Origin of the sequence: Halomonas sp. DP1Y21-3 (genome assembly GCF_019801245.1) — a bacterium.
GTDB classification, from domain to species: domain Bacteria; phylum Pseudomonadota; class Gammaproteobacteria; order Pseudomonadales; family Halomonadaceae; genus Halomonas; species Halomonas litopenaei.
This window is the reverse complement of the sequence record NZ_JAHVJM010000005.1, coordinates 435,237-449,867: the sequence shown is the minus strand read 5'-3', so window position 1 is coordinate 449,867 and position 14,631 is coordinate 435,237. Positions and strand designations below refer to the sequence as shown.

The window sequence follows — 14,631 nt, the reverse complement described above, 5'->3', positions numbered from 1 at the left end:
GCACCACGGTCACCGGCGATTACGGCAGCCTGACGGTGAACACCGACGGCAGCTGGTCGTACACCCTGACAAGCAGCGCGAGTCAGGACGACAAGGACAAAACGGGTCTGGACGATAGCCTGGCCGAGACCTTCGGCGTGCGGGTGGTGGACAGCGATGGCGATACCTCCGCCCCGGCCGACCTCACCATCGCCATCGGTGACGATGGCCCGAGTGCGGTGGCCGACACTACCAGCACCGCCGAGGACACGGCGGTCAGCTACAACGTGCTCAGCAACAGTGATGACACCAGCGACACCCAGGGTGCCGATGGTGCCACCCTGACCACCGCCGCTCTGCGCAATACGAGCCAGGGCAGCGTGAGCTTTACCAGCGATGGCAACGTCACCTTTACCCCTGCGGATGGCTTCGAAGGCCAGGCGGTGATCGACTACACCCTCACCGACGGTGACGGTGATACCGCGTCCTCGACCCTGACCGTGACGGTGGCGGCGGACTCCACGCCGACCATCGACCCGAGCGGCCCGGACGGTGATCCGACGACCGCCGATGGCGCCTATAGCGTGCAGGAAGCGGGGCTGGATGGCGGAACGAATCAGCCTGCCGGCAGTAACGCCGCCAGCAACAGCGAGACCACCAGCGGCCAGTTCCAGAGCAGCACCGGCAACGATGACCTGGCGCGCTATGAGGTAAAGAACAGCGACGGCGACTGGGTCGAGATCAACGCCGATGGCACCACGGTCGCCGGTGACTACGGCACCCTGACGGTGAACACCGACGGCAGCTGGTCGTACACCTTGACCGACAACGTCACCCACAGCGGCACCAATCAGACCGGCCTGGACGATAGCCTGGCCGAGACCTTCGGTGTGCGGGTGGTGGACAGCGACGGTGATACCTCCGCTGATGGCACCCTGAGCATCGCCATCGGTGACGATGGCCCGAGTGCGGTGGCCGACACTACCAGCACCGCCGAGGACTCGGCGGTCAGCTACAACGTGCTCAACAACAGTGATGACACCAGCGATACCCAGGGCGCCGATGGCGCGACCCTGACCGCGGCCAGCGTGCAGGGCGGGGCCAGTGTGGGTTCGGTGAGCTTCGCGTCCAATGGCGAGATCACCTTTACCCCGGCGGCGGGCTTCGAAGGCAAGGCGGTCATCGACTACACCCTCACCGATGGCGACGGTGATACCGCGTCCTCGACCCTGACCGTGACGGTGGCGGCCGACTCCACACCGACCATCGACCCGAGCGGCCCGGACGGCGATCCGACGACCGCCGATGGCGCCTACAGCGTGCAGGAAGCAGGACTGGATGGTGGTGCAGGTCAGTCCCCGGGCAGTAACGCCGCCAGCAACAGCGAGACCACCGACGGCCAGTTCAAGAGCAGCACCGGCAACGATGACCTTGCGCGCTACGAGGTCCAGAACAGCGATGGCGACTGGGTCGAGATCACCGCCGATGGCACCACGGTCACCGGTGATTACGGTAGTCTGACGGTGAACACCGACGGCAACTGGTCGTACACCCTGACAAGCAGCGCGAGTCAGGACGACAAGGACAAAACGGGTCTGGATGACAGCGTGCCCGAGACCTTCGGTGTGCGGGTAGTGGACAGCGATGGCGATACCTCCGCTGATGGCACCCTGAGCATCGCCATCGGTGACGATGGCCCGAGTGCGGTAGCCGACACCACCAGCACCGATAAAGGTACGTCGAAATCCTACAACGTGCTGAAGAATGATGACGGCACCAGCGACACCCCGGGCGCCGATGGCGCGATCCTGACCGAGGCCAGGGTGCAGGGCGGCGATAGCGTCGGTCGCGTAACCTTCACCAGCGACGGTAACGTCACCTTTACCCCGGCGGCGGGCTTCGAAGGCAAGGCGGTCATCGACTACACTCTCACCGACGGCGACGGTGACACCGCGTCCTCGACCCTGACCGTGACGGTGGAGCCCGACGCCACGCCAACCACACCGTCGACCGACACCGATCCGACCACCCAGAGCCCCGTGGCGATCGTCGATGAGGATGGTTTGTCCGGTGGCAACAAGGGCGGTACTGGCGATGTGGACGGACAGTTCACTGTCGCCACTGGAGATCTGGGTTACCGCTTTGGCGACGATGGTGCGGCTAGCACCAAGGCTTTCCAATGGAATCTGACGGATCTGCCCGAGCTCTATACAGCAGACGGGCGCAAGGTCGCGTTCTCACTTGTCGACGGTGGACATACCGTGGCCGGCAGCGTAGCCGGTGCCAGCGGCGCCGAGTCAGTCATCACCATAAAGCTGACAGATGAGGCCGCCGGCGATTACCAGGTGACGCTGCATCAGGCGCTCGAGCACGCCGAGCGCGAAGACGAGAATGATGTGTCATTTGACGTCGGCTATACCATCACCGATGGCGATGGTAGCAAGGCGATAGGCAAGTTGACGGTAGTGATCGATGACGATACGCCGGTGGCCTTCGATACCGTCGATGGCGTGTTGTCTTCAGGCACCGTTGGCGATATCAACTTCGCAGATGCAGCGGGAGCCGACGGTATCGGCGCCATGCAGTTTTCCTCGGCGTTGGATGGCAGCGCTGTGCTGAGCCTGAACGGCGCGACCCTGGTGACCTCAAATGGCGAACGTCTCACCTACCGGCTGAACGATGGAGGAAAGACGCTTGAGGCGACGACGGCCGGTGGCGACGTGGCCTTCGAAATAGCTCTGGCGGCGGATGGCTCCAGCTACGAGGTGAATGTCCTTGATGATGCCATCATGACGCTGGCGGACTCAGGCCAGGCTATCAGTGATGGCAGAACAGAAGTCTTTTATGAAGGGCACAATACCTCTACTCAAGGCCATCGGTTTGTGGCGTTTGACGGTAGCGATGGCGGCCCCGATGTGGTGGTGTCCGCCTGGTCTTTCAATTTTCCGGGCGAGTCCTGGTTGAGAACGGATGGCGGCACCCAATTGGCACCAGGCGGTGACGACAGGACCACGTACAACGAAGTGGCACGTTTCGACTTCGTCGATAATCTGAGCTTTTCCGACGAGGAGCCCAATTGGGAGCAACACCGGGGCGTTACTCGTTTTGAACAGGTAGTCGACCTCGCCAACCTGGATGGGCGGACAACACCCGCATCGTTCAAGGTAACCGCCATTGCCTTGGCCCCTGACGGTGACAACACCAGCGGTCATCCGCACGAGGTCAGCGGCGATGCGCTTGCCCTGGATGTTGATGAGCTCCGTTTTCTGGATGGCTCAGGAAACGGCATTACCGCGTCCGTGACGATCGTGGAGAATTCTGATGGAACTCTTTCGGTGTCTGGGGTTCCCGATGGCGCTCGACTCGTCCTCGAGACCGAGAGTGCGTTCGAGGCGATCGAAATCCGCGCCACGAATACCAATACGCGAGTCGGTTTTACCCTGGGGGATTTCGAGTACACCTGGCTGAACGGGACCTTCGATGCTGACGACGCATTGTCCCTGGCGCTGCAGGGAACCGACGGGGATGGTGACACCGCCGAGGGGACTCTGGAGCTTACGCTGCCGGGCAGGGCTCAGTTGGCCGGACTCGACCCTTTCGCTTCCGAACTGGTCGTCAGCGAGGCCAACCTGGCCGATGGTAGTCAGCGCAATAGCAGCGAACTGACACGCGCCGGCAGCTTCGATGTCGATACGCCGGATGGACTCGAGACGCTGAGCATCGGAGGTCGAAGCCTGACGCTTGCCGACCTGCAAGCCTTGTCCGGCGATCCCGTCGCCCTGGATACCCCGTACGGCACTCTGACCTTGACGGGATACAGCGGTGATGCGAGCGGAGGTACGCTCAGCTACGAGTATCTGCTGGAGCGTAAGGTCGACAACGACAGTCAGAGCGGGGCCACGGATACGGAATTCGCGGATACCTTCGCTGTTGAGGTGGTTGATGTCCGGGGCAATACGGCGTCTGGCGAACTGGATGTCGCCATCATCGATGATACTCCCTCTGATTTTGTGGCAGACACCGGGCTCCTGGTGACGGGCTCCAGCGGCCATATCAACTTCGAAGAGGCCGGCGCAGACGGTCTTCGCGATATCGGCTTCGACGCCTCGCTCGATGGACAGCGAGTGTTTGATCAAGATGGTAACGCGCTTTTTCTGGTGACTCGGCCGCTACTCTGGAAGTTGAGTGCCGACGGCTTGACCCTTCAAGCGGTCGCTGGCGACACAGTGGCCTTTGAGGTGGGCCTGGCAGGAGACGGCTCACAGTACGATGTGACCAGCTTCGAGCGTATCAACGCTGGCCAGGTACAATCTGGTTTCGTTCAACGGGATGCCAAGACCTTCGGGGGAGGAAATAGCGCTCGTACCTTTACCAACTCCGCTGATGACGAAGCCCCGGTCGTGTTGTTTACCGGCTATAACACCAATGCCAACAGTGCGATTGGTGCGAATTTCAACAGTGCCAGTAGTGCGGATCGGCTCTTTGTTGGCGGGTTCAACGGCAATGATGCGGGAACGCAGAAGACCGGTGCCAACGAGGTGATGCGCTTCGATTTTGTCGATTCAGCCACCTATGGCGGCCAAGGCCTATCCTGGGGGGAGCATCAAGAGGTCGTTCGCTTCAGCTACGGTATCAACCCCGGCGCGGCCGGCGGTCCTTCCAGTCAGGCAACCTCTACCCATATCTTGCAGGCTATCGTCTATGACGGTGATGGGGGCGGTTCAGGGATACCCTTCGAGCAGCAAGGCAGGGTGCTTGCGCTTTCGCCAGACGATGTGAGATTGCCGTCGGGTGGCAACGTGACGGTGCTGGCTGACGGTAGTCTGAGGATCAGTGGCGTCCCCAGTGGCGGATACGTGCATCTAAACACCGATGAGCCGTTCGAGGCCATCAACTTGTATGGCGTCAGTAATGCCAGTGCCTTCTATCTGACGCGCACGTCGAACTCGGCCTTGACCGAGGCCGGCAGCATCGACATCGCCCTGAGTGCGACCGACAACGACGGGGATGCCGCCAGCGGTACCTTGACGCTGGAAAACAGGGAGGCAGCGATCCCGTCAACGCCGGAAAGCGATGGCGATCCGAGCACCCTGAACCCGACGGCCACCCTCGACGAGGATGGCCTGGCCGGTGGCAACGCTGGCGGCAGCGGCGATGTGGCGGGTGAGGACACGGTCACGACCGGTAAACTGGGCTACAGCTTTGGCAACGATGGCGCTGCGGCGAGCGGGGCCTTTACCTGGAATGTCGCGAGCCTGCCGGGCGATCTGAAGACGGCAGATGGTCGAGCGGTAAGTTTCCAGTTGAGCAGCGATGGCCACACCCTGACCGGCACGGCGAGCGATGGCAGTGGCGGCAGCGAAGACGTGGTCACCATCGCCTTGACCGATCAGAGCAGTGGAGCCTATCAGGTGACGCTGCACCAGGCGCTCGCTCATGCGGCCGGCAACGACGAAAACGATCTGGTGTTCGATGCCACCTATACCATCGTCGACGCCGATGGCAGCCAGGCCGATGGTGCCCTGTCAGTGGTCATCGATGACGATGCCCCGGTGGCGACGAGCGACACCAACGCCATCATCGAGAACATGGCGCCGGTCTCCGGCAACGTGATCGGTGGTCCGGGGGCATCCAGCGGTGATCAGGCCGATGCCCCCGGTGCTGACGGGGCCAGCGTCACCGCCGTCAGCGTGGGTTCTACCACGGTGTCCTCGTTGAATGCCGACGGCAAGCTGGTGATCAAGGGGCAGTACGGCACCCTGACCCTCGACGCCCAGGGCGGCTATAGCTACGCGCTTGATAGTGACAATGCCGAGGTCGCGGCGCTCGACAAGGGCCAGACCGTCGATGAGAGCTTTACCTATACGCTGACCGATGGGGACGGCGATGCCAGTGACGCCAGCCTGACCATTACCGTGACCGCCACCGACAACGACGCCCTGGTGGTTGGAACCAACAGCGACGATACCGTCCAGGGTGGTGGTGGCAATGACGTCCTGATCGGCGACACCGGCGGCAAGTACACCGTGGTGGAGCCGGCGCAGAACTATAACTTGTCCTTTATCCTGGATACGTCGGGCAGCATGGCGTTTAAGCTTGGCGATACCGGCAAGACGCGGCTTGAGGTCGCGGTAGAGGCGCTCAAGGCCAAGCTTGATGAGCTCGCGACGTTTGAGGGCATCATTAATGTACAACTTGTCGGTTTTGCCCAGGCCGCGAAGTCGGAACCGTTCTTGAACTTGTCACAGGACAATGTCCAGGATGCCAAGGACTTTCTGGATTCTTTAGAGGCGAAAGATGGCACCAACTACCAAGAAGCCTTTAACGTCGCCAGCGACTGGATGACGGAAACCAGCTCCAATGGCTACAACAATGTGGCTTACTTCCTGAGTGACGGTAGCCCGACACTTCATAACACCACTGCGGGCACTGGTGTGACCGCTTCGCCCAACGATTCCACTGCGCTGGACGTCTCGCAGGCTGTCAAGGCGTACGAGACACTTGCCCAGATTAGTCAAGTGGAAGCCATTGGTATCGGCAACGATGTCAATCGCGAGATACTCAAGGTGGTTGATAACACCGCTGACGGTGGCTTGACAATGGTGCCGTTACCCTATGCGTCAGGTGAGACGCAATCGGTCGATTATCCAGCAACCTTCGATGCCGGTGACACGGGCAGCCTGGGACAACTGGAGAACTGGCACCAGACAGGTGGCAGCGGGTCGGTCAGCGTCGTGAGAAATGGCAGCAGGACGTATCTACGTATCGCTGACAGCGGCACCAATGATGGAGCTACCACGGTGGTCAGCGACAGCATCACAATGTCTGAGCCGGTTAACGCCAATGACTTCTACAGTCTTGCCTTTACTTACCAGACAAGTGACAGAGAAAGTTCCAACGGAATTGTTCGGGACCACTTTGTCTGGCGAGTGGAAAAGCTGAACGATGATGGCACCTGGGAAGTCGTGTCAAACAATTTCGAGAATGCGGTAGGTACCACCACCACTACCCAGATCATGGCCAATAGTCTGAAAGGGGGGACGTACCGGCTCGCTTTCGATGTGGATAACGGAACCGGTTCGTCCGACTTCGTATTAGCGGTGGGAGGCGTTTCACGCAGTCTTTATCGCTACACCGACGACGAACTGGTGCCAGCCGGTGAAGAAGTCATCGTCAATTCCGCCGAGGAGTTCGAGACCGCGCTCGATGGTGGCTCGTCTTCCGATGTGCCGCAGGAGGTGGGTAACGACCATCTGATTGGGGGCGCTGGGGACGACATCCTGTTCGGCGATCAGATCGAACCCGCAGGCGTCGGTGGTGAGGCCGGTAGTGGCTACGACGGTCTGGTCGATCATCTGACCCGCCAGAACGGTGCGGAGCCGACCCAGGAAGAGACGCTCGACTTCATCAAGGCCAACTACGACAAGTTGATCGATAAGACCCGTGCCGATGGCGGCCAGGACCTTCTGGAAGGCGGCCAGGGAGACGATCAACTGTTTGCCAGTGCCAACGATGACATCTTGATCGGCGGCACTGGTGACGACTTCCTGCTGGGTGGACTGGGGTCCGACACCTTCCAGTGGAATCTTGGAGACGCCGGCAGTGCTACCGACCCGGCCCTCGACGTGGTCAGCGATTTCCACCTCAAAGACCAGGCCCTGAGCATGGATCCGAATGCCGACAAGCTGTCCCTGGGGGATCTGCTCAACGACTTTGACTCCTCGAGCACTGACCCTGACCAGTCGGCGCTGGATAGCTTTGTCTTTGCCCAGGAAGAGAACGGAGACACCGTGCTCTACATCAAGAGCGATGGCGGGCTCGATGACCAGCATGGCAACGCCGATCAGAAGATCACCCTGAGCGGTGTCAGCATGGACGGTCAGTCGTCGGAGGCCTTCCTGACGATGCTGCGTAATAACGGGCAGCTCGACGTGGAGTAGGCCTGGGTCATCATGACCAGAGTTGCCATAAGAGAGAGCCGGGCCACCTTTGGGTGGCCCGGCATTTTCTTGTTCTTGGATTGCGAACAGGATGTTAAAAGGCAACGTTTATTTCTGCTCGATTCCTTAGGGCTTGTCTGAAAAGTGCCTGCGCTCGGTAATACGGCGTTAAAAATCGGATCAAAATGCTCATTTACACCCCGTAAACTGCGCTTTCTCACCAATTTTTGCCTTGTCTAACCTTCGCTCGTCGACTTTTCGGACAGCGCCTAGTTCTTTGCCCCTTTTCCTTTCGCCTTTAATTGCCTACTAAAGATTCGCCTTTCCTGTATGTTCTCCAGCCGGCGGTCTCTTGCAACGGAGTATCTAGCGACACGCTGTTCTAGATCGGGCGAAACAGAAAGAAATATCCTACAAAATCTGCAATAACAAGCATATCCGTTTACAGCGGAGAGTAAAAAATACCGTAACTGCAAAGAAAAAAGGAAAAATCAGGGCGAAACATTTCAAGGTCTGATGTCCTATTGTCCATTGGTACACTGTGTAACCTCCTGTTACACGGATAGCATGATTCGTATTAGTTTGTGGTTATATTCTTACTTTTATATACGAATATTGCGAGGTCCATGTGCCTGTGACAAACGTCGTCGTCACTTCTCTGCAAGGTAAGGCCTGGGCTAAACGCCCGGATGGTGAAGTTATCGCTCTGGAAGAAGGAGATAGCCTGAACGCCGGCGATATCATTGTCACTGCCGAGGGTTCGCGTGTGGCTCTTCAGTTCGATGATGGTAGACCCGCGGCCCTCATCGTAGGAGCCCAACAGGTTTCGTTGCCCGAAGAACAGGGACAGGGCGATGCAAGCTCCGTTGACTTTCTGGGCCGGGAGGATGTTTCGCAACTGTTGGAATTGATCGCTGAGGGTTCCACCGACATTCTCGAAGCGCTCGAGGAGCCCAGTGCGGGTGGTGTGGCGGGGGCAAGCCATGATGGGTTTGACTTTGTACGTTTGATGAGAATTACCGAAACCTCTGGCTCACAGTCCTATTCCTTCGGTGATCCTTTCATTGTCGAATCGGCTGGGCACGGGGAGGTGGGTGGTATAGCTGATGACATGGATGATAACGATGCCGACTCGGGCGCTCCGTCAATAGAGTTTGAAGACGGTGATGGAGGGGCAACTGCCGGGTTCCACAGTGCCGTGGAGGGCAGTCAGGCGTTTGTGGCAGGCCGTTTTACTGTGTCGGCGCCGGCTGGAGTCGCATCGATCAGTGTTGGTAGGCGAGACATCGCAGGTACTTCCGACGAGAATCCACTGGTGCTTGAAGGGGAGCACGGTACGTTAACCATTACCGGTTTTAATCCGGAAAGCGGAGTCGTTACCTACCAGTACACCGAGAATGGACTGGCTGCCAACCACGCGGCTGGTGACGGTAGCGTGGTTGATCGTTTTGACATCGTGGTGACCGATTCTACCGGTGAAACTGTCAGCGAGAGTTTGGACATCAACATCCTCGATACCGCCCCCGAGGCCAAGGATGACAGCGCGGCACTGGGTGAAGAGGCGGTGACGGCGATCAGCGGTAATGTGCTCGACAATGACAGCGCCGGCGCTGACAGCATGACCTTTGATGGTTTTACCGGCAACGCCTCCGCCAGCTATGGCAGCTTCATCCACAATGACGACGGTAGCTGGAGCTACCGCGTGGATCCTGACAACGCCGACGTTCAAGCGTTGAAGGACAACCAGACGCTGAAAGAAACCTTCAGCTACACCCTCACCGATGCCGACGGTGATACCAGCAGCGCGACGCTGACGATCACCATCAACGGCAGCGACGACGACGTGCCGACGATCGAGATTCCCGACGGCAATGAGCCTGATGGCAACGAGCCTGATGGCAACGAGCCTGATGGCAACGAGCCGGACGGCAGTGATCCGAACGATCCAGAGGTGGTGGCCGGCGATCACAGCGTGGTGGAAGGTAGCGGAGCCACGGTCACTGGCAGCATGACGGTGGCGGCGGATGCCGGCATCAAGCAGGTGACCCTGACCGACCAGAGTGGCAAGACCGTCGATATCACTGGGGCGAGCACTGGTCCGGGGGCACCCAAGAGCGTTGTGGTGGAAGGCAAGCACGGCAGCGTCACGGTGACCGACTACGATGCGGCCAGCGGCAAGATCACCTACTCCTACACCGAGAATGGCGAGAGGGCAGATCACAGCGATGACGCCACGGTGCTGGACAGCTTTGCGCTGACGGTGACCGACAACGAGGGCGATAGCACGAGCGCCAACCTGGAGATCAACATCCTCGATACCTCACCAGCGGCGGTCGCCGACACCACCGAGACGGCGGAAAACACGGCGAAAACTTACAACGTGTTGACCAATAATGACGGCACAAGCGACACCCAGGGCGATGATGGCGCAATCCTGACCAAGGCCTCGGTCCGGGGTGGGGAAGGCGTCGGTACGGTGGCCATCGCGTCCAACGGTGAGATCACCTTTACTCCGGCAGGGGCCTTCGAAGGCGACGCCGTGATCGACTACACCATCACCGATGGTGACGGAGACAAGTCGTCTTCGACATTGACGGTGAAGGTGGCGCAAGACTCCACCCCCAGCGTTCCCGGAGATGGCGACAACCCGACTACCCAGAGCCCGAAGGCGACCGTCGACGAAGACGGACTGGCTGGTGGCAACGCCGGAGGTACCGGCGATGTGGCAGGAGAGGCCTCCGTCGTGAAAGGCGAGCTGGGCTACCGCTTTGGCGACGATGGCGCCGCCGATAGCAACGCCTTCCAGTGGAACCTGGCTGGTCTGCCCGACGACCTCAAGACGGCGGACGGTCGTGAGGTGAGCTTTGAGCGCAGTACTGATGGCCACACACTCACCGGAACGGTGACCGATAGCAACTCCGAAAAAGAACCGGTGATCACCATCACCATGGCTGATCAGGCCGAGGGCAAGTACAAGGTGACGCTGCACCAGGCGCTTGAGCATGCGGCGGGCGATGACGAGAACGACCTGACGTTTGACATCGGCTACACCGTGAAGGATGCCGACGGCAGCGAGGTCCAGGGCAAGCTGTCGGTGGTGATTGACGATGATACGCCTGTTGTCTGGGAGGCGGAGCAAGCGCAGTTAAAATCTGGCCAGACGGGTGAGGTTCGCTTCGAGGCGGGTGCCGATGACATTGGTCAAGTGACATTCAGCGACGTAATGAACGGTACCGAGGTCACGAGTGTCAATGGCGGGACGCTGCTCACGTCGAACGGCGAGGTTCTGACTTACCAATTGAGTGACGACGGCAAGACGTTGGAGGCGAAGGCCGCGAGTGGCGGCGTGGCCTTCAAGGTGAGCCTGTCGGCGGATGGCTCTACCTACGAGGTAGAGGTCATCGATGAGGGGCTCAGGGTATTTGATGATGCCAGCAAGGAAATCAGTGAAGGCAGCAAGCACGTAGTGCGTGAGTATGGCACCGATGGGTCCGGGTCGGGCCATCGTTTTATCGCCTTTGATGGTGCCGATGGAGCAGCCGATGTCGTGGCGTCCGCCTGGACCTATAGAGGACCCTGGGCGTCCTGGTTGCGAACTGATGGGGATACGCAACTAGCCGCGGGTCACGACGACCTGACGGGACTCGACGAAGCTGTGCGCCTGGATTTCGTTGATAACCTGCGTTTTTCTGACACCGCACCAAGCTGGGATAACCACCGAGGCATTACGCACTTCAGCCAGTTTATCAATGCGGAAAACGGGACGTTGACGGATGTCGGGATCAAAGCGATTGCCTCGGCTCCAGATGGTACCGATACCAGTGGCCATCCGGTTGCCGTCAGCGGCCACGTGCTGGAACTTGCGAAAAGTGATGTTCGCCTCGTGAATGGTGCCGGCAAGGATATCACCTCGTTGGTGACGATTGAGGAAAACGCCGATGGCACCCTCAATGTGAGAAACATTCCCGCCGATGCCCAGCTGGTGCTTACAACCGGCGAGGCCTTTGAAGCGATCGAGTTTCGTGGCTTGGACGGCACGAGGCCATTTTCGGTCGGCGACTTCGCCTATTCCGAGGCGGAGAAAGATCCTGCGCTGTCCTTGTCACTGGCCGGAACGGATGGTGACGGCGATACTGCCGATGGCTCCCTGACCCTGTCACTGCCGGATGATGACCAGCTACTCGTCGGAGGCGGTGGCGATGACAGCATCACCGGTGGGAGTGGTAATGATGTGGTTCTAGGTGACGCTGGCGGGAAGCATTCCGTGCTTGAACCTGCCAAGGACTACAACCTTTCCTTTATTGTTGATGTTTCGCCGAGTATGGGCGCCGTGTTGGAAAACGGCAATTCACGCTTCAAGGTGGCGATCGAGGCGATACGTGCCAAGCTTACCGAACTTGCCGATTTTGAGGGGACAATCCATGTCCAGATCGTGGCGTTCGGCGGGAAGTATTCGCCTTCGATCGCATTCAACGATTTCTCATCTGAAGATCTGGGTGACGTCAATGACTTTCTGGATAGTAGAGCGATTATTTCTGGAACCAATTTCGAGCAAGCCTTTGTTACCGCTACTGAGTGGATGACGGATGTTAGTCGGAGCGGTTTCAATAACGTTGCCTACTTCATGACGGATGGTCAGCCTAATTCTCACAATGACAACGGTCAAGTTGGTGTCAGTGATGCGGGGAATATTACCACCTATAAGGATGTTACCAATGCGCTTGAAGGATACAAACCGCTGGCCGCCATCAGTCGGGTGGAAGCGATCGGGATAGGTGATGATGTAGGTCGCGATTTTCTGAAGATTTTCGACAACACGGCAGATGGTGAGTTGGAGATGGTGCCGATTCCTCTGGAATCCGGGGCTTCGGTAGGCAGTACCGAAATGCTTGCCACTTTTGACACGGGGGACACGGGAAGACTCGCTTCCATCGATAATTGGGCGGTGGAGACAACCAATGGCCACATAGCCATTGATAGAACCCCGGTCGGCACCTATCTGCGCGTTCGAGACAGTGGTGCTGGCGATGGCAGTACTGTCGCCACCAGCGATGCTATCGTCCTGGATGAGCCTGCTGGTGCCAACCAGTTCTATACCTTGTCATTTGACTACGTGACCGACACCCCAAACGACTTCGAAAAGGAAGGGAATCCAAGCGACAGATTCTCTTGGTCGCTGGAAATGCAAAATGAGGAAGGCGACTGGGATGTTGTTGCCACCTCGCTGCCAATATCGCCGTCGGGCAGTATCAATAGTAGCTCGACTCAGTTTATGGCAAATGGGTTGAAAGGAGGAACATACAGGCTGCAGTTCGAAGTAGAAAACGCTGCTGGGAACTTCTTCTCACTGCTTATTCATGACATTTCACTCGATCTTTACAGCTATACGGACGACCAGCTTGTACCGGCCGGTGAGGTGGCCATCGTCAATTCTGCCGAGGAGTTTGCAACGGCGCTGGAGGGGGGGGCGTCCTTCGATCAGCCAGCGGACCTTGGCGGTGACACCCTGGACGGTGGCGCGGGTGATGACGTGCTGTTCGGTGATCAGATCGATCCTGCGGGTGTCGGTGGTGAGGCGGGTAGTGGCTATGCTGGGCTCGTCGATTACTTGACCACTCAGAACAGCGGGACAGAGCCGACCCAGAAAGAGATCTTGGCCTTTATCAAGGATAACTATGAAGCCCTGTCGGGTGACAGCCGTAACGACGGTGGTCAGGATCGCATCGCTGGTGGAAAAGGCAACGATCAGCTCTTCGCGGGCAGCGGGGACGACGTGCTGATTGGCGGTGCTGGCGATGACCTGCTGCTGGGTGGGCTCGGTTCCGACACCTTCCAGTGGAGTCTGGGTGATGTCGGTAGTACGACTGACCCCGCCCACGATACGGTAGGTGATTTCCACATCAAGGATGCGGCTCTGAGCATGGATCCAGACGCCGATAAGCTGGCTTTGGGGGATCTGCTCAACGACTTTGACTCCACGAGCACTGACCCCGACCAGTCGGCGCTGGACAGCTTTATCTTTGCCCAGGAGGAGAACGGAGACACCGTGCTCTACATCAAGAGCGATGGCGGGCTCGACGTCCAGCACAGCAACGCCGACCAGAAGATTACCCTGGACGGTGTCAGCATGGAGGGTCAGTCGTCGGAGGCCTTCCTGACGATGCTGCGAAATAACGGGCAGCTCGACGTGGAGTAGAGCATGGGGAACGGCCTTGGTCGTCATGAAGGTCGTCACAAGGAAGACCGGGCCACCTTTGGGTGGCCCGGTCTTTTCTAGTTGGAGGGTCACGGATGGGGCGTCGGTCGAGAGGGCATCAGTAGGGGGCGCAGCAAGAAGGGGTCGAGCTGAGCACACCAGGTGCAGATGATGCTGAGCGACGGCTACTCGGCGCAAGTAAGCCAGACTCAGGTCAGGCGTTCGAGTTCGTCAATATTGGCCAGCGCCTGGTCTCTGTGGCTGCCGCAGATATCGGCGTCGTAGTCGAAGCGCTCGCACACCGCCGGACGCTCGGGTCGGCCGAACAGGCGGCACAGGTTGTCGTCGTCGAGCTGCACGCAGCGGATGCCGGCGGGCTTGCCCGCCGGCATGCCGGGAATCGGGGAGCTGATCGACGGCGCAATGCAGCAGGCGCCGCAGCCGGGGCGGCAGCCCTGTTCGCCGGTCGCTGTGCGGGTCTCTTGCGGCGAGGAGGAGGTGATCAGTTCGCTCATG

Annotated in this window: 3 protein-coding genes; 2 read left to right on the top strand and 1 reads right to left on the bottom strand. The window is 59.2% G+C overall.

Going from position 1 to position 14,631, the window contains the following annotated elements:
* Positions 1-35: 35 nt before the first annotated feature.
* A complete protein-coding gene (locus KUV74_RS16620; RefSeq protein WP_409996592.1) occupies positions 36-7,919 on the top strand; it encodes an Ig-like domain-containing protein in 7,884 nt (2,627 codons plus the stop codon).
* Positions 7,920-8,553: 634 nt separating this feature from the next.
* Positions 8,554-14,115, top strand: coding sequence for a retention module-containing protein (locus KUV74_RS16615; RefSeq protein ID WP_222516884.1), 5,562 nt, complete (start codon positions 8,554-8,556; stop codon positions 14,113-14,115).
* 209 nt (positions 14,116-14,324) lie between these two features.
* Here the strand turns inward: KUV74_RS16615 and KUV74_RS16610 are convergent, their stop codons facing one another.
* On the bottom strand, positions 14,325-14,630 hold the full coding sequence (locus KUV74_RS16610; RefSeq protein WP_124804677.1) for a YkgJ family cysteine cluster protein: 306 nt from the start codon (positions 14,628-14,630) through the stop codon (positions 14,325-14,327).
* Position 14,631: the final 1 nt, after the last annotated feature.